We start from the raw sequence: 17,195 nt of genomic DNA, 5'->3' as shown, positions 1-17,195 counted from the left end.
CTGCCACCACCTGTAGCCTATCTCGCCTATTGGCTGCTTTGGAGGGAGTTTCACCATTGAGGCTCAATTGGACATCCGCAGGCGCAATTGGTGCAGCTCCTGCACTAGCCAAGAGGGCAGTGACCGTTCACTGCCACCTAGGTTCACCTTCAGGGGGGAGTAATAAAGCAGGGCCGCGATGAGGGCATTCAAGGCTTGAGGATGGCTCATTTCGCCGACCAACAGCCCAAGCTGCCGTTTGGCAGCTTCCTCCTCAGCGCCGAGAGGTTCGCGGCTGAACCCTGACCCGATGAGGTTCTGGGTGAGCTGACCAAATGGTGTGCGATAGAGGCTCTCCAGTTGGGATGTTTCCACATCCAGCCAGATCTGGCCCACCTGTCGGCGGAGCACATTCAGCTCAGCCTTGAGCTCAGCATCACTGGGATCAATGGCATACAGATTAATCAATCCGCTCATGCGCCCCAGGAATTCGTTGTCCTGGATCAGTGCCATCGCCTCATTGCCGCGGCGCTCCGACAAAAGCGGAAGGTTGCGAGCCACTGTGGAAGCTGCAGATGCTGCCAGAAGGGCTGGCTGGCTGGACGGCTTGACTGCCTTCGATCGCTGACCCTGGCGGCTGCGCAACACCACTAACAACTGCGGATCACAACGTTCCGCGTAATCGACTTGCAACCATTCGGGAACCTGGCGTAAGGGATCTGCCACCCGCATGGTGTTGAGGTCGTAGTACGGCATCACGGCCAACAGCAGGTTGGTGGTTTCATTGCTGCCGATGGCCTTGGTCAACCGCTGGGATAGACCGGTTTTCCAACACTTCTCCTTCTCGTTCAACGCAAGCGCCGGAAGCACACCGCCCAGCATCAGTCGATAAGCCTCACCGATCGGACCGCTATAGAATGTTTCCAGGCAATCAACCGGAGCAGTGAGCCAGAATCTGGTGAAACAGAGACGAGCCGCTTGGGCATCTTCCAAGGCCTGCTGGTTAGGTGAATTATTTAACTTACTGAAGATGTCTTGCAGCCGGCGAACAGACCATGCTAGCGGCTCAATCGGCAACGAAGCGTCATGTTCGGGATTACTGCTGACAAGGCGATTCACCGAGGACGGCTCGGGAAGAGGTTCTGAGGTCGATCTCCCAGCGGTTGAAGCGGGGATGGGCAGACCGAGCAGACGGCGGAGAAACGGCATTGGTGGAGTTTGGCGGATCTGAAGGGCTGAACGTTACTTTACCGATATCCAGGAAGATCTCCTTGTCGCCAAGACTGCCGCAGAGGATGCAGGTCCTGTTCATCCATCAAGGGTTCCCGGCTCAGTTTGCATCTCATGCGAGCGGCTTGCTGGCTGAGGGCCACTGCGTACATGCCATTGGCACGACTGGCAGCCACTCAGTTGTGGATGGGTGCGAAGTCCATCTGTACGAGGGACCTGACCCCCTACAACTTTCGGACAGTGTTTGCGATCCAGTACTGGAGTGCAATCTGATCCGGGCGGCACGGGTTGCAGAGCGGGCCGAGGCACTCAAAGCCTCCGGGCTGAATCCTGAAGTGGTGGTGTTCCACAGCGCCTGGGGAGAAGGCCTCTACTTGCGAGACATCTGGCCAGAAGCCGTTCTGATCGCCTACCCGGAGCTTTACGGACAGGCGGAACTGCTTGATATTGATGATCCAGATGCGCCTCCTGTAACCCAGACGCAGTTGCGGTTTCTTAGGAGAAACAACCTGATGGCGCTGGCAGCCCTTGCCGATTCGGATGCCGCCTTTACACCCACCTTATACCAGCGGAGCACGTTTCCTTCCGCATGGCGAAGCCGGATCCAGGTGATCCACGAAGGAGTGAATAGTCGTTACAGCCGGCCGGATTCAGAGCGCCGGATCAGGCTGAACGACGGACTGATACTCAACTGCGATGACATGGTTCTTACATTCGTAAGTCGAAGCCTTGAGCCTCTGCGAGGCTACTGTCGATTCATGCGGGCTCTACCATACCTTTTTCGCAACCATCCGCGGCTCCAGGTCGTGATCGTGGGAGGGGACGGAACGAGTTACAGCCCTCCATGCCTGAATCCTGGGGGCTACACGGCCGCCATGCGAGAGGAACTTGGTGAGCATCTTGACTGGAATCGTCTGCACATAATGGGAGTGATCAAACATGAACAACTCGTAGCACTACTGCAGGTCAGCACTGTTCATGCCTATCTTTCCTATCCTTATATTCTCTCTTGGAGCCTGATTGAGGCGATGGCCTGTGGTGCGGTTGTCGTAGCCTCCAACACAGAGCCGGTTCGCGAGGTGATCCGCGACGGAGAGAATGGCCTATTAGTCTCGCTGAATAATCCGGCAAGAATAGCAGAGCGTATCAGTGAGGTATTGCGGAACCCTCAGGAGCATCAAAGGTTAGGAGTCGCGGCGCGCCAGACCGTACTGGAGCGATTCAGGCATGACCAGGGAATGCAATCATTTCAACAGTGGATTAACAGCCTGGTGCTGCTGAAAAAAGCTCGCCGTAGGCCATGAGCACCTGGTCGATCACTTCATGCCAATCGCCTGTACGAGGTTGACGAAACAAACGAAGGCTCGGGTACCAAGGGCTATCGGATCGATCGCGAAGCCAACGGGAATCGGCACTCCAGGGCAAGAGAATCCACCCAGGCATGCCCATCGACCCCGCAAGGTGAGCCATGGCGGTATCAACAGTGATAATCAGATCAAGCTGAGCTAGTACGCGAGCAACAGCAGAAAAAGTTCCAAGGTCCAGCAATGGCTTGGCTAAAGAAAAGCCTAACAGAGACGCCAATTCAGTATCTTCACCATACTGCAACGAAACAAGCTGAGCTCCACCACTCTGCAATCCTTCGATCAGTCCCCAAAGCTCACCCGGGGGAAGACTACGTTTGAGATACTCTCTGTGAGAATAGGGCTTATCGAGGTACCGTCCTGATGCCCAGACAATCCCAACTCGGTGGCTCTTATCGTCCAAGTCGCAAGAGAAAAGGGATGGTCCACCAGGATTCCAGAGGGGCGAGCGCAGGATTGGGCCTGAGTCATGGGGATCCGGAACCATTCCCAAAAAGTGCGGGAGGCTCATCATCGGCCCGTGATTCTTTGGTACGGGTCCAGCTGGCTTGCTCTTGCAAAGCACATGCGGCGGTCTTGACATCCAAGCCAGCCCTTCACGAAAAAGTGAAACCAGGTTAGACTCCACAACAAGATACAGTTCAGCGGGGTATGGAGCGCCCAGGGCGATGGCCTGCTGGTGGCGAGTCTCGATCAGCAGCGGAATCCAACGCAAGTACTGAAAGGTGTCACCAAAACCCTGCTCACTCCACACCCAGAGGTCCTCGCGAGGGTCAAGCGTATGGAAGCGTCTCTGGTCCCAGAAAGGCTGAGGCCAATAGAAATTAAAAAAGTTTAGGCTTTTCCTGTTCTCTGCCAGCCTAAAACCTTCTGAATAGTGCTCCATCCCCAGCATCACCTGGCTGAGGCACCAGGCTGCTTCACTGCCGGTAGCCTGTGCGTAAGCCTCAGCCGCCTCCTCGAAGCGGTTCAGATCCCGCAATGTATTAGCCAGTCCACACCAGGCCGTGCCTGAGCAGGAATCCATCTTGATAGCTCGTCGATAACATTTCTCTGCCGGATGGGGTAGATCCGCGAGCCATAACGCATGGGCTAAATTGGTAACAAGCCGAGCATCTTGGGGATCCAACTGGCTCGCCTTTGCATAGCCCGCAGCAGCACCTATCCAATCATGGCGCTGCTCACAAACAAGGGCTTCCCTAATAGATAGAGCAAGTTGTTCGGTCTGATCAGGCAATTCAGTTGCTAAAGATTTATCACCAAGACTAACCCCCAACGCCAGCATCCGGTGGATGTCGTGAGCGAAATCCGGGCGCCGGCATGAACTGAGCGGTACACCGACCCGGTTGGCGGAGCGACGGGCGTCCTCGCCCAGCTGATTGTCGCAGACTAAATGCCACTCATTCTCAATAGTCCAGCGCTGGAGCACCTGTCTTAGCCACGAGCTTGGGGCGGTATGAAGCTTGTAGCAAAGGTGTGGGTCTGCGTGACCTGCTTCCCTTTGCGGGTAACGGTTGTGATCAACTCGACGATCCAGCTGCAACCGGGCCAGTTCGCCTTGATGTGATCCGGCACGTCTTTCGCCCCAGCGCCCAGGTCGTGTCACGGCCCTGACTGCCGTTTCTCGGAATCCGTTGCTGTGAACGGAATCTGCACCGATTCAGGGGGCAGGGTGAATTAGAGCTGATTCAAAGTGTCACAAGAGCTCTGAGCTTGAGCCAGAGTCGGCTGAGACACATTTTGAATCAGCGTCAAGCTACCTCCAATGAGCAAGTGTCATCATATCCAAACAAATCTCTCTTTTCAACTAATCATAAGAGCCGACTCGTGCTAGACTCACTTTTTAGTTTGATTTGCTTAGCAACAGCAATTTGCTCACAACTGTACGACTGTATTCATAATCACCATCAGAAAGCCTAGGCTGTCGCAAAGGATACAGACACACCTTCTGGATTTCTGAAATGATGTTGTCCAGTCGTTAATGCAAGCAATCCAAATCACAAACTGTCCCATGTCAATCAGGATCATCCATTGTTTCTGCCAATCTTCTCTTGCTTTCTAGCATTTGCTAGATAGCACTATTGTCCTTCTCGTCAAATTCGATTAGGATTTTTCTGAATCAAAACTCACCAATCATTCTTAAATCATGTCTACAGGTCAACTTGGCGGTGGCAATTTTGAACTCATCACTGAATATGAGAATGCTTTTGGCCCCTTGCCAGGCCCTCACAACACTACCCCCATTATAAATTTTTGGGCAAGAGACCTTACTCAAGGAGAATTTGGTACTCCTATAACTACCCCAAGTGTTGACACTAATATTGTCGTAGATTCGGGTACTTTAGCAACATCTGAGTCAATCTCACTTGTTGAGTTTGATGGGTCTGTTCAGGATGCTCCATCAATTGATGCAGTTGTTTTTGGCCAATCCGAAGCTAATCCTATTGGATTCACGGATCTTGTAGGCAGTGACACCTCAATTGTTGGACAGGAGGTTGTTTCCTCTACTGTTGACGACACTCTCGTCATTGGTGGACTTAACCCTGAGACCGGTAATCCACTTGATCCAACTATGCTCTTCCCCAACAGCAACGGCTAATTCTTATGGCGAGATTTGATCATTAATCCCCTAATCCCTGCTGCCTGACCAGGCAACAGGGATTTTTTTAATGTTTTTGAGCTACCTCACGCCACCACCAACTCCCGGCTCTTCGCCAATTGAAAGCGCAGCCGCGGTGGCTCCGCAGCAGCCTCCACGTCCACCGCGATCGTGCTGCCTTCGGGGAAGGTGCCGGCCAGGATCGCCTTGGCGATCGGGGTTTCCAGCTGGCGCTGGATCGCCCGCTTCAGGGGCCGGGCGCCATAGACCGGGTCGTAACCCACGGCGGCCAGCCAGTCGAGTGCTTCGCCGTTGAGCTCCAGGCCCAGCTTGCGATCCTCCAGGCGCAGGCGCAGCCGCTGCACCTGCAGCTCCACGATCTGGCGCAGTTCCTCCTGCCTCAGCGAGTGGAAGATGATCGATTCATCCAGCCGGTTGAGGAACTCAGGCCGGAAGTGGCCGCGCAGGGCGTCGTTCACGCGCCGCTCCATCTCGCCGTGGCGGGCTGGATCACCGGCCAGATCGAGGATCGAGGCACTGCCAATGTTGCTGGTGAGGATCAGCACCGTATTGGTGAAATCCACCGTGCGGCCCTGCCCGTCGGTGACGCGGCCGTCATCGAGGATCTGCAGCATCACGTTGAACACATCGGGGTGGGCCTTCTCCACCTCGTCGAACAGGATCACCGCATAGGGCCGGCGCCGCACCGCTTCAGTCAGCTGGCCGCCCTCCTCGTAGCCCACATAGCCCGGAGGCGCTCCGATCAGGCGGCTCACGGCGTGCTTCTCCATGTATTCACTCATGTCGATGCGCACCATGGCGTCGTCGCTGTCGAACAGCTGGGCGGCCAGGGCCTTGGATAGCTCCGTCTTGCCCACACCCGTGGGGCCAAGGAACAGGAAGCTGGCGATCGGCCGGTTGGGATCGCTCAGCCCGGCGCGGGAACGCTGGATCGCATCAGCCACGGCGGTCACCGCCTGCTCCTGACCGATCACGCGAGTATGCAGTTCATCCTCGAGATGCAGCAGTTTCTCCATCTCGCTCTGCACCAGCCGGCTCACGGGGATGCCGGTCCACTTGGCGATCACCTCGGCGATGTCGTCTTCAGTCACCTCCTCGCGCAGCAGCGTTTTCTCGCCATCACCCGCGTTGAGCTCGGCCTCCTTGGCCGCCAGCTTCTTGTTCAGCTCCGCCAGGGTGCCGTATTCCAGTTCGGCGGCCTTGTTGAGGTCGTACTGGCGCTTGGCCTGCTCCACCTGCAGCTGCACCTGCTCGATTTCCTCCTTGATGGCGCTGAGCTCATCGATCGCCCCCTTCTCCTGCTGCCACTGGGCATTGAGGGTGCTCTGCTGCTCACTCAGATCAGCCAGCTCCTTCTCCAGTCGCTCCAGCCGGTCGCGGCTGGCGGTATCGGATTCACGCCCCAGCGAGAGTTTCTCCATCTCCAGCTGCAGGATGCGGCGATCGAGTTCATCGATCGCCTCCGGCTTGGAGGTGATCACCATCTTCAGCCGCGCGGCTGATTCATCCATCAGGTCGATCGCCTTATCCGGCAGGAAGCGATCAGCGATGTAGCGGCTGGAGAGCACCGCCGCTGCCACCAAGGCGTTGTCGGCGATGCGCACGCCGTGGTGCACCTCGTAGCGCTCCTTGAGGCCGCGCAGGATCGAGATCGTGTCTTCCACCGTGGGCTGATCCACGAACACCTGCTGGAAGCGACGCTCCAGGGCCGGATCCTTCTCGATGTGCTGGCGGTGCTCATCGAGGGTGGTGGCACCGATGCAGCGCAGTTCGCCGCGGGCCAGCATCGGCTTGAGCAGGTTGCTGGCATCCATCGAGCCGCCGGCGGCGCCAGCCCCCACAACGGTGTGGATTTCGTCGATGAACAGCACGATCTGGCCTTCGCTTTCGGTCACCTCCTTGAGTACGGCCTTGAGCCGCTCCTCGAATTCACCGCGATACTTCGCCCCAGCGATCAGGGCGCCCATATCAAGTGCGATCAGCTGACGGTTCTGCAGGGCCTGGGGCACATCCCCATTCACGATCCGCTGGGCCAGGCCCTCAACGATCGCGGTCTTGCCCACACCGGGTTCACCGATCAGCACCGGGTTGTTCTTGGTGCGGCGCGAGAGGATCTGAATCGTGCGGCGGATCTCCTCATCGCGGCCGATCACCGGATCGAGCTTGCCGTCCTTGGCGGCCTGGGTGAGATCGCGGCCGTACTTCTCCAGGGATTCGTAGGTGCCTTCGGGGTTCTGGTCAGTCACGCTCTGGTTGCCACGCACGGCCTTCACGGCATCTTTGAGTTTGTCAGCGTTGGTGCCCGCCTGGGAGAGCAGCTGCTTGCCGCAGCGGTCGTCGATCGCCAGGGCCAGCAGCAGGTGCTCGATCGAAATGAAGCTGTCGCCGTAGCTGGCCTTGAGCTGCTCGGCCTGATCGAGCACGCTGTTGAGCCCCTTGCCCAGAAACACGTTCTCGGGCGCCGCGCCCAGGCTCGGCTGGCGTGAGAGGAAAGCCTCCACCGCCTGGCTCAGTGCCGACACATCAACGCCGGCCTTCTCGAGAATGCGGCTGGCCAGTCCGGGCGGGCTGAGCAGGCTGGCGAACAAGTGCTCGCTCTCCAGTTGCTGCTGCTTGCGCTGCTGGGCCAGCTGCTGGGCGGCCACGATGGCGCCCCAGGCCTTCTCCGTGAATGCTTCGGCGGTGGGATGCATACCTGTTCTCCTCTCTGATCAGTTCTCTTGACGCTATGAACAGAAGGACGGCCAGCACAGGATGGGCAGGCCGAAACAATTGGCGAATCAACCGAACGGCGCGGGCCGGGCCTGTCCTTAACTTCACTCGAATGCTCCGCTCCTGCCCGATGACGATGCCGATGACCAGGCCCAGGCCCCTTGCCGCGCTGGCGGCCCTCTCCCTGCTCGGCGCATGCCTGGCCCCCGGCGCTGCAGCCGCCAGTTGCACCTACCTGCCGGCCGTGGGGGGAGGCACCAGCGTCAGCAAGTCGATCCAGTTGAACGGCCCCCTGGTATTTCCCTTCGGCCGCACCAACTTCAACACCGATTTCACGGTGAACCGCGCCTACTCCAGCTACAAGGTGAATTTCAAATCCACCTCCACGGAGCGTGGGCCCTATCCCATCCAGGCCTACCTCAAGTTCAGCGACGGCACCAACCTGCAGGTGGTTAATGAAACCCTGGATGCACCTCCGGGCCTGTTTCGCCAGTTCGGCCCCTTCTACCCTCCGGCCGGCAAACTTGTCAGCCAGGTGAATGTGAAGGTGGGTACGGGCTACAACGCCAACGCCACCGGCTTCAGTTACACGATTTCGGTGTTCGGCTGCCGCTGACACCGGGGCGCAAGCGGATCAGCAACTGAATCAGCAGCTGACCCGGATCAGAATTACAGGTCCAGGTTCGGCAGCGCCCGCGGGCAGGGCCTGAGCGGGCAACCGTCAGCGCCATACAGCGCATCCGCCGCCGAAAGACAGCCGCCGGCGTTCTTGCGCGGCACCTGCCGCGGCTCGATCCGCAGCGGCTGCAGAACCGAGTCCTTCAGCGGCACCAATAGCGGGCAGGTGGCACCAGGCAGCCATGGCGTGGTGGAAAGGGGCGGTACCGCCAGGGGCTGGTGCTGGGCGGAAACGGGAGCGCCGAGCATGAGGGGCAGCACTGCCAGGCAAGCCCCCCATCCGTGCAGTTGCCATGCAGTTGCCATGATGTCGCCACGTCAGGCCACGGGCCAAGAATAGGGATGAGCAACGAGGAGAGGGAGGCCCTGGTGCTGCGTCTGGCGCAGGAATCCCGCGACTTCGAGGGCACCAGCAAGGATCCGGAGCGCAATTGCTGGCTGGTGGTGCACCGCCATGCCCACGGCGTGCTGCCCAGCGAATATGACATCCGCGACGTGCCCGAAGACCTCTACCTCGAGGTGCTCTCCAGGCGACGCTCGCTCAGCTGAGCCCTCCGCCCGGTCACCGAGCCCAGCAGATCGGCCACGGGGGCGATCCTGGATTGCTCCAGGAACCTGGAGGCAGCCTCCGCCGCACTCGCCTGCTCCAGGTCGGCCCACTCGATCGGGTAGCCCAAGGTTCTGGCGCGCTCGATCAGCCGCTGCCAGGGCCGCTCCTGATCTCCCAGCCGCAGCAGGGCCCTCAGCCTCGGTTGCCGCTCGGCGTCGGCCACCAGCCGCCGCAGCTGCTCCATCGACATAACCACGGTTGCGTCGGTCGAACCCAGCCTCGCCTTGCCCAGCGGGATTGACCAGCGGGCGAACACAAAGCACAAAAAAACCACCCCTTGGCAGGGGTGGTGGATGGAAATCAAAGATGGAGCAGAACGCTCTGGATCAACGACCCTTGATCAGGCCCAGCCCTTGGCGGCCATTTCCTCGATGTAGGAGGCCACATCGGCGATATCAGTTTCGCTGAGCTTGCCTCCGAAGGCAGGCATGGCGTTCTTGCCGTTGGTGACCTGATAGGCGATGGCCGATTCGTGGTCACTGCTGTAGTTGGCCAGATAGGCCTCGAGCGCCTCGGCCTTGAGCGTGCGCTCGGCGTTCACCACATTGCCGCCGCCCATGTGGCAGGCGGCGCAGTTGGCGGAGAAGATCTGCCCGCCATGGGCGGCGTCGGCGGCAAAGCTGGGAGCGGCTCCCAGCAACAGGGCCAGGCAGACGGCGAAGAATGAAAGCAGGCGACGCATCAGGGAGGCGAGCAATGGAGCGGGCAACCCGTCAAAAATAGAGTCCCAGAGTCGGCAGAGCGCCGGCTGGGGGAGTGGATGAAACAATCTCGTCACTGAGCCCCAGGGACCTCACTCCACGATCACCTTGCCCACCATGCCGGCACCGCGGTGGGGCTCGCACCAGTAGTCGTAGCTGCCGGCCTGATCAAAGGTTTCATCCCAGCTTTCACCCGGCGCAAAGGCCAGGTCGATGTGGCTGAGTTCCTCGTGGCCATCGAAGACGGCGTTGTGGGGGGCCAGCTTGTTGTTCACGAAGTGGATCGTGTCCCCCTTGCTGATCGTGATCACGCTGGGCTCGAAAGCCAGCATGCCGCCGTCGGTGCCGAGCTTCACCTCAACGGTGGCGGCCTCTGCCGGCAGGACCGAACTGAAGCTCACCAGCACCAGCAGCGCCCCGAGCAGGGCAGAAGCTGCCATGGCCTGAATCAGACGCGCCGCGCAGGCCTGCAGAGCTTGGACCATCAGGTTTTCCTAACACTGATGACACTTTAAGACGTCTTCAGATAGCCCCGCGGTTGGGCAGCCCCGCCAGCTCGAACACCGCCTCCAGGGAGGGGGCATGGCTCACCAGCTCGAAGCGCTCCGGCGGGCTCACCGGCTCGTGGACGAAGTGGCGCTGGCGGATGCTGAAGCGATCCCAGGCGTTCACCTCGATCGGCAGCACGCGGATCAGGGCTTCAATCCACCAGCCGTTCAGCGCCAGCCCCAGCGGCGGCCGCCAGCTGCGGCGCCAGCGGCAGAGGCGGCTCACGGTGTCATCGACCGTGACCGCAGGCTGCCCCAGCACCAGCCGGCGCAGCGGTCCCTGATTCGGCTCTGGATTGGGCTGGTGCGGGTTCAGCGCCAGATGGGCGCAGACCAGGGCGATGTCGGCCGCATGGATGAAGTGGAAGCTGGCCTCGGCCCGCAGCCACTTCGCCAGCCACAGCCAGCGCACCGCCTCCTTCAGGCCCGCCGTGAGATAGCTGGTGGGGTGGGAATCGCCAGGACCCACCGAGCCGCCGAACACCAGCGTGGGGAAGACCGCCACGATCCGCTCGGCCAGGGGATGGCTCTCCAGTTGCTGCAGGCATAGGGCCTTGGTCTGGATGTACTCGGTGCCGTAGGCGGCCGCTTCCGGCAGCAGCTGCAGCTGCCGGTCGAGAATGCTGGCGGTGGAGAAATAGATGATCTGCTCCAGCCGCTCGGGATCGAGCCGGCTCAGCAGCTCCTTCACGGCCACCACGTTCACCTGCTGGGCCCGCTCCGGATCGCCCCAGGCGGTGGCGGTGTGGATCACCCGGGTGGCCGAGGCGATCTCTGCGGCGTGGGGCGCCTGATCACGCAGATCGCCAACCAGCAGGGTGATGCGCGGATGCTGCCTGGGCACGGCCGTGAGCTTGGCGGGATCCCGCAGCCAGAGCAGCAGCTCGGCATCGGAGCTGGCCAGCAGCTGCTCAGCGATGGCCTGACCGACGCAGCCGCTCGCTCCGGTGATCAGGATGCGGGCCGGACGACCGTTACCGCTCGGAACGCCGCTCAAACAGCTGCTCCCAGCAGCTCGTTCACCGACTTGCCGGCCTCGAAGAACACCCGGGCGTTCTCCTCGGGCGTGCCCGGCAGGATCCCATGGCCGAGGTTGAGGATGTGGCGGCGGCCGCGGGCCTTAAGCACGGTGTCGACGATGCGCTCGCGGATCGCCTGCGGGGTGCCGAAGAGCAGACCGGGATCCACATTGCCCTGCACTCCCAAGTGCTCCGGCAAGCGGGCGCAGCCGTCGGCCATGTCCACGGTCCAGTCGAGGGAGATGAAATCGACGCCGGTTCTGGCCATCCGCTCCAGCACACCGGCGCTGCCGGAGATGTAGAGAATCAGGGGGGTGTCGGGGTGCTTCGCTTTCACCTGATCCACCACCCGTTTCTGATACGGAGCGGCGAACACGTCGTAGTCGATCGGGCTGAGCTGACCGGCCCAGGAATCGAACAACTGCACCACCTGGGCACCGCTCTCGATCTGATAGCTCACGTAGGCGGCGATCGAATCGGCCAGATGAGCCAGCAGGCGATGCAGCAGCGCCGGCTCCTGGAACGCCATCGCCTTGATCACGGCGTAGTTCTTGCTGCTCTTGCCCTCCACCGCATAGGCGGCCAGGGTCCATGGGGCCCCCACGAAGCCCAGCACCGCCGCCTCGTTGCCCACGCTCTGGCGCAGCCGGCCCAGCACCTCGCCAACGAACGGAAGCGAAGCCGCCGCATCCAGGGGCCGCAGCGCCTCCACCTGGGCCAGGCTGCGGATCGGCGGATCGATGATCGGTCCCTTGCTCTCGATGATGTCGAAATCAATCCCCATTCCCGGCAGGGGCGTGAGGATGTCGGAGAAGAGAATCACCCCGTCGGGTTGAAAGGCCCGATACGGCTGCATCGAAATCTCATAGGAGAGATCGGGCTGCTCCGAGCGTTCCCGGAAGCCGGGATGTCGGTCGCGCAAGTCGCGGTAGACCTTCATGTAGCGCCCGGCCTGGCGCATCATCCAGACCGGTGGACGCTCCACCTGCTCACCTCGGGCGGCGCGCAGCAGCAGGGGGAGCGAGTCGGCCATGGGAGAAGGGAATGCCAGGGGCGAACTTACCCGAGAGCCCCACCCGTTACGGCGGCTTCGTCACAGAGGGCCTGGCTGCGAACCGGGTCGAGCTTCAGCACCAGCACGCCCAGGGGCGGCAGGCAGAGGTCAAGCGACTGGTCGTAGCCATGGACAGCCCAGTCCTCGCTGAACTTGCCCCCAAGGTTGCCGAGGTTGCTGCCGCCGTAGCGGCTGCTGTCGGTGTTGAAGACTTCGGCGTAGTAGCCCTCCATCGGCACACCAATCCGGTAATGGGAGTGGCTCTGGGGCGTGAAGTTGGCCACCACCACCACACAGCTGCCGGTGCGGCTCTCGCGGCGCATGAAGCTGATCACCGAATGGCGGCTGTCGCTGCAATCGATCCACTGGAAGCCGTAGTGGTCGAAATCGTCCCTCCACAGGGCCGGCTCCTCGCGGTAGAAGCGATTGAGGTCGTCGACCAGGTTGCGCAGTCCCTGATGGGCCTCGAACTCGAGCAGGTCCCACTGCAGGTCGCCCCAGACGTTCCATTCGGAGCGCTGGCCGAACTCCATACCCATGAAGATCGTCTTCTTGCCCGGGTGGGTCCACATGTAGGCGAGCAGGGCACGCACATTCGCGAACTTCTGCCAGTCGTCACCAGGCATCTTGTGCAACAGATGGCTCTTGCCATGCACCACCTCATCGTGGCTGAGTGCCAGCATGAAGTTCTCGGTGTAGTGATACATGATCGAGAAGCTGACATTGTTCTGGTGGAACTGGCGGAACCAGGGATCCAGCTCGAAGTAATCGAGCATGTCGTGCATCCAGCCCATGTTCCACTTGAGGTTGAAGCCCAGACCACCCATGTCGGTGGGCTTGGTGACCATCGGCCACGTGGTGGATTCCTCGGCAATCGAGAGGGCACCGGGGAAGTGATGGAACAGCACCGAATTGGCCTGCTGCAGGAAGCGCACGGCTTCGAGGTTTTCGCGACCGCCCTGCTCGTTGACCAGCCATTCGCCCTCGGGGCGCAGGTAGTCGCGGTAGAGCATCGAGGCCACCGCATCCACCCGGATGCCGTCGATGTGGAACTCCTCGAACCAGAACACCAGGTTGGCCACAAGGAAGTTGCGCACCTCGTTGCGGCTGTAGTTGAAGATCAGCGTGCCCCACTCCTTGTGCTCGCCGATGCGGGGATCGGCATGCTCATAGAGGTGGCAACCATCGAAGAACGCCAGGCCGTGGCTGTCCTTGGGGAAATGGCCGGGCACCCAGTCGAGGATCACGCCGATACCTTCGGCGTGGCAGCGATCCACGAAGGCACGGAATTCATCCGGCGGGCCGAAGCGGCTGGTGGGGGCGTAGAAGCCCGTCACCTGATAACCCCAGGAGCCATCGAAGGGATGCTCGGCGATAGGCATCAGCTCCAGATGGGTGAATCCCCGCTCCTTCACGTAGGGGATCAGCCGGTCGGCCAGCTCGGGATAGGTGAGCAGGCGCGCGCCGGGCTTGAGATCGGCGGCCGCCACAGGCGGCCTGGGGCTGCCATCGGCCTCGATGTAGGGCTGGTCGGCCGGGCCATGCATCCAGCTGCCCAGGTGTAACTCATAAACCGAGATCGGCTGATCGAGGGGATCGCGGCCGTCGCGCTGCTCCAGCCAGGCCTGGTCGCCCCAGCGGTACTGACCCAGCTGGGCGACCACCGAGCCGGTCTGGGGGCGGATCTCGTGCTGGAAGCCGTAGGGATCAGCCTTCTGATAGCAGTGGCCCTCGGCTGAGCGCACCTCGTATTTGTAAATGGCTCCGGGGCTCAGCCCGGGCACGAACAGTTCCCAGATCCCCCCGATGCGCAGCTGCATCGGGTGATGGCGGCCATCCCAGCTGTTGAAGCCACCCAGCAGCGCCACGCTGCGGGCATTGGGTGCCCAGAGGGCGAACTGCACGCCGGCGATGCCCTCGCGCTCGCAGGGGTGGGCGCCGAGACGGCGCCATATGTGATGGTGGTTGCCCTCGGCGAAGAGATGGCGGTCGAGCTCCCCCATCCACTCCTCACGGAAGGCCCAGGGGTCGTGCTGCTGATGCTCGATGCCACCCCGCTGCACCCGGTATTCGTAGCGGCGGCCAGGGTCCTCGTTCAGCTCGACTTCAAAGATCCAGGGATGGTTGGGCGTGGCCATCGGCTGAGCGCGGCCGTCGAGCACCAGGTCCACCTGGCTTGCCTCCGGCATCCAGGCCCTGACCACCCAGCCATCGCCATGGGGATGGGGTCCCAGCACGGCGAACGGATGGTCGTGCCGGCAGTCCTGAAGCCTCTGGCCGTCTTGGACCATCCATTCGAGGCTGGTGGAGGGCATCGAGCATCGGCAGGCGGAACGGGAGCTTAGGCCGGCCGATCCTGGAGCCCCATCGCTCAGGGCAAGGGGGTGCCGGGCTGGGCGGGATCTTCAGGGAAATCGACGCCGATGATGTGTCCCTCGGGATCAAGGATCACGAAGAGGTTGTCGGTGACCCTTTGGAACTGGGTGGTGACGAGCACCAGCTGCTGGGGTCCACCTTCACTGGCCACCACGGTTGAGCGCAGGCGCTGGAATGTACCGGTGAGTTTCTCGAGATTCTTCCAGCGGTTGAGCAGATCCTGGGGGCTGACCTCGTCCTGAAGACTCCGGATCAGCAGGCTGCGGGCATCCACGACCCGGCCCTGGCTGAGGGCCGTGATGAAGTTGGTGGCGATCTGCTTGATCGGTGTGTCCTTCTGATCGAGTTCCCAGCCCAGCAGACGGCCCCGGCCATCTAGCACCAGCACCAGGGGCCGGCTGCCGCTGGTTCCCCTCAGCTCAGCCTCCACCGTGCTGTCATCCACCCCCGTCGACACGTCGGTGATGCGGCTGCCGAGGATGGTCCCCTGCTGCTGCAGGCGCTCCCGCACCCGCTCCACGGTGGTCAGCTTCTGCAGGTCGGGAGACAGCAGCTCAAACACGGCCTGACTGTCGTTGCGCTTGAGGGCATCGAGCAACACCTGTCCGGCTGCTCTGGCCTGGGCGGGCTGCAGCGCGGAAGTGGCCAGTGCCCAGCCTCCATGCAGTCCGCAGGCCAGGGCCATCGCCAGCAGAGGGACGCGCAGGTTCACGGAGATGCGGGCGTTGGGCTCGGCTCAGTCTGCCGGAGAATCAAACGGCAGCAGGCGCAGCCAGGCCTCAGCCAGCTGCAGTTGCAGGGTGATCACCCGGTGGCCCGGGCCCACCGGGCCCAGGGGAGCCTCGCCGCTGCCGGGGTTCACACACACCTGGGGCCAGGCCGCTGCCGCCAGCGACAGCCGCAGCTGCTCGCCGGGGACCAGGCTCGCCACCAGGGGCTGCAGCTTCAGGCGCCAGCGCTGACGGCGGCGGCAGTGGGGGCCAAGCGCCCGGAGCACCCCGGTGCTCAGCTGCCAGACGCTGCCCTGGCGGATCACCGAAAGGGCGCCACAGAGATCGAAACCGTCCTGGTCAGCGCTGAGTTCCAGCTCCAGCTCCGGTCGCCCCGCCAGGAGCAGCGGCTCGGCCAGGGGCGTGGTGGTGAAGCAAGCCACATCGGCGCGGGCATCGAGATCCGTGCGGGCCACCAGGCCGGCATCTAGGCCCAGATGGCCGCCCCGGCCGGGTACCGGCCGCCAGGGGTCATGCACCAGCCAGACGACACCGCCGCCCTCGATGCCAGCGAGCAGGCGACCCTCGCCGGCATCGATCGCGGCCAGCCCTTCGCTGCGCAGGGCCCACTGGCGGGGCTCAGCGCCGCCAGCGGCCAGGCCCCGCCAGGGGCCAGCGCCGAGATCCGCCACCGCTTCGCGCGGATGGGCCTCCAGGCCATCCCGGTCCCGCAGGTGCCGGTCAAAGAAGGCCAGCTGCAGGCGATCAAGGCCTCCGCCCCAGTTCAGATGACTCCAGGCGCCGATGCGCAGCCAGGGATCGGCGCCGGCGGCCTGGGCGCGGGACCGCAGATCGAGCACCCCGCCCAGGTGGGGGTCGTGCCAGCCGCCCACCAGCAGCATCGGCTTGCGCAACAGACCCTCCGGCGGCTGATGGCGCCTCCAGCCAGCGGGGCTGGCGGGATCCAGCCGCAACCAGCCCAACCCCATCCCGCCTGGATCGTGCTGCTCCAGCAACGCCAGGCCATCCCGCAGGAACGTGCCCCCCTCCAGGCTCAGGCGCAGGCGACGCCAGGCGTTCTCATCCCCGGCGCGGCGCACCGTTTCAGCCGCCAGCTGCAGCGCCCAGCCCAGGCCCAAGGCCCACCAGTGGGCGCCCCCTTCGCTGGCCCAGTGCAGCTGCTCATCCAGGCCCGCCATCGCCGGAGCCAGGGCATCGGGCAGGGGGCTGCCGGGGCTCAGCAGCAACTGTGTGAGTCCCTGATAGGAAAAGCCGTAGGTACCAACCCGGCCGTTGACGTAGGCGAGGCTGCGCACCCAGGCCAGGGCCACCGCGCCATCGGCCGCCTCCTGGGCAAAGCCCCTGAACTCGCCTGTGGAATCTCCCCGGCCGCGCACGTCCTGCACGGCCACCGCATAGCCCTGGCTGGCGTACCAGCGCGGATGGGCATAGGTGACGGTGGACGCGATGGCCCGCCCGTAGGGCTGGCGCATCAGCAGCAGCGGCCAGCGTCCGGGCCGCGTCGGTTTCCAGACCCTGGTGGCCAGCCGTACCCCGTCGGGGCAGGGCATCCACTCCTCGAGAAGCTCGGTTT

The 17,195-nt window shown here is 62.3% G+C and carries 16 protein-coding genes; 4 read left to right on the top strand and 12 right to left on the bottom strand.

Features of this window, described 5'->3' with window-relative positions; all coding sequences use genetic code 11:
* Positions 1–63: 63 nt before the first annotated feature.
* Positions 64–1,098, bottom strand: a complete 1,035-nt coding sequence (locus KBY93_RS03015; protein ID WP_255092758.1) for a hypothetical protein — start codon at positions 1,096–1,098, stop codon at positions 64–66.
* A gap of 176 nt (positions 1,099–1,274) precedes the next feature.
* On the opposite strand from KBY93_RS03015, the gene KBY93_RS03010 reads away from it, so the two are divergent.
* The gene (locus tag KBY93_RS03010) at positions 1,275–2,513 is read left to right on the top strand and encodes a glycosyltransferase (protein ID WP_255092756.1); all 1,239 of its coding nucleotides are present in this window, start codon (positions 1,275–1,277) and stop codon (positions 2,511–2,513) included.
* Here the strand turns inward: KBY93_RS03010 and KBY93_RS03005 are convergent.
* Positions 2,470–3,858 (bottom strand): hypothetical protein, encoded by a 1,389-nt coding sequence (locus KBY93_RS03005; protein WP_255092755.1) that lies wholly within the window; start codon positions 3,856–3,858, stop codon positions 2,470–2,472. The two genes, KBY93_RS03010 and KBY93_RS03005, sit on opposite strands and share 44 nt — an antisense overlap.
* 861 nt (positions 3,859–4,719) lie before the next feature.
* On the opposite strand from KBY93_RS03005, the gene KBY93_RS03000 reads away from it, so the two are divergent.
* Complete coding sequence (locus KBY93_RS03000; RefSeq protein WP_255092754.1) at positions 4,720–5,172, top strand: hypothetical protein; 453 nt, start codon at positions 4,720–4,722, stop codon at positions 5,170–5,172.
* A gap of 86 nt (positions 5,173–5,258) precedes the next feature.
* Here KBY93_RS03000 and clpB read toward each other — a convergent pair whose 3' ends face one another.
* Positions 5,259–7,886, bottom strand: coding sequence for an ATP-dependent chaperone ClpB (gene clpB, locus KBY93_RS02995; protein ID WP_255092753.1), 2,628 nt, complete (start codon positions 7,884–7,886; stop codon positions 5,259–5,261).
* Positions 7,887–8,047: 161 nt separating this feature from the next.
* On the opposite strand from clpB, the gene KBY93_RS02990 reads away from it, so the two are divergent.
* Positions 8,048–8,521 carry a hypothetical protein gene (locus KBY93_RS02990; RefSeq protein ID WP_255092752.1) on the top strand — a complete coding sequence of 158 codons (474 nt, stop codon included), beginning with the start codon at positions 8,048–8,050 and terminating at the stop codon, positions 8,519–8,521.
* A gap of 53 nt (positions 8,522–8,574) precedes the next feature.
* Here KBY93_RS02990 and KBY93_RS02985 read toward each other — a convergent pair whose 3' ends face one another.
* The gene (locus KBY93_RS02985; protein WP_255092751.1) at positions 8,575–8,832 is read right to left on the bottom strand and encodes a hypothetical protein; all 258 of its coding nucleotides are present in this window, start codon (positions 8,830–8,832) and stop codon (positions 8,575–8,577) included.
* 93 nt (positions 8,833–8,925) lie between these two features.
* Here KBY93_RS02985 and KBY93_RS02980 point away from each other — a divergent pair, with 93 nt between their 5' ends.
* Positions 8,926–9,132: a hypothetical protein gene (locus KBY93_RS02980; RefSeq protein ID WP_255092750.1), complete on the top strand. Its 207-nt coding sequence runs from the start codon at positions 8,926–8,928 to the stop codon at positions 9,130–9,132.
* Here the strand turns inward: KBY93_RS02980 and KBY93_RS02975 are convergent.
* The 8 genes from KBY93_RS02975 to KBY93_RS02940 form a co-directional block, all read right to left on the bottom strand.
* Complete coding sequence (locus KBY93_RS02975) at positions 9,093–9,389, bottom strand: hypothetical protein (RefSeq protein ID WP_255092749.1); 297 nt, start codon at positions 9,387–9,389, stop codon at positions 9,093–9,095. The genes KBY93_RS02980 and KBY93_RS02975 overlap by 40 nt on opposite strands.
* 144 nt (positions 9,390–9,533) lie before the next feature.
* Positions 9,534–9,875: a c-type cytochrome gene (locus tag KBY93_RS02970; protein WP_255092748.1), complete on the bottom strand. Its 342-nt coding sequence runs from the start codon at positions 9,873–9,875 to the stop codon at positions 9,534–9,536.
* Positions 9,876–9,986: 111 nt separating this feature from the next.
* On the bottom strand, positions 9,987–10,334 hold the full coding sequence (gene petE / locus KBY93_RS02965) for a plastocyanin (RefSeq protein ID WP_399222442.1): 348 nt from the start codon (positions 10,332–10,334) through the stop codon (positions 9,987–9,989).
* A gap of 82 nt (positions 10,335–10,416) precedes the next feature.
* The gene (locus KBY93_RS02960) at positions 10,417–11,439 is read right to left on the bottom strand and encodes an NAD(P)-dependent oxidoreductase (RefSeq protein WP_255092746.1); all 1,023 of its coding nucleotides are present in this window, start codon (positions 11,437–11,439) and stop codon (positions 10,417–10,419) included.
* Positions 11,436–12,494, bottom strand: coding sequence for a uroporphyrinogen decarboxylase (hemE, locus tag KBY93_RS02955; protein ID WP_255092745.1), 1,059 nt, complete (start codon positions 12,492–12,494; stop codon positions 11,436–11,438). Before hemE ends, KBY93_RS02960 begins: the two co-directional genes overlap by 4 nt.
* A gap of 26 nt (positions 12,495–12,520) precedes the next feature.
* Complete coding sequence (gene glgB, locus KBY93_RS02950) at positions 12,521–14,830, bottom strand: 1,4-alpha-glucan branching protein GlgB (protein WP_255092744.1); 2,310 nt, start codon at positions 14,828–14,830, stop codon at positions 12,521–12,523.
* 56 nt (positions 14,831–14,886) lie between these two features.
* Positions 14,887–15,603, bottom strand: coding sequence for a DUF3887 domain-containing protein (locus KBY93_RS02945; protein WP_255092743.1), 717 nt, complete (start codon positions 15,601–15,603; stop codon positions 14,887–14,889).
* A 24-nt stretch (positions 15,604–15,627) separates the two neighbouring features.
* On the bottom strand, positions 15,628–17,172 hold the full coding sequence (locus KBY93_RS02940; RefSeq protein WP_255092742.1) for a CocE/NonD family hydrolase: 1,545 nt from the start codon (positions 17,170–17,172) through the stop codon (positions 15,628–15,630).
* Positions 17,173–17,195 lie beyond the last annotated feature (23 nt).

It is taken from the genome of Synechococcus sp. J7-Johnson (assembly GCF_024345795.1).
Classification (GTDB): Bacteria; Cyanobacteriota; Cyanobacteriia; order PCC-6307; family Cyanobiaceae; genus Regnicoccus_A.
Note: the sequence above shows the minus strand (reverse complement) of the source record. Positions and strands in the feature narration are given on the sequence as shown.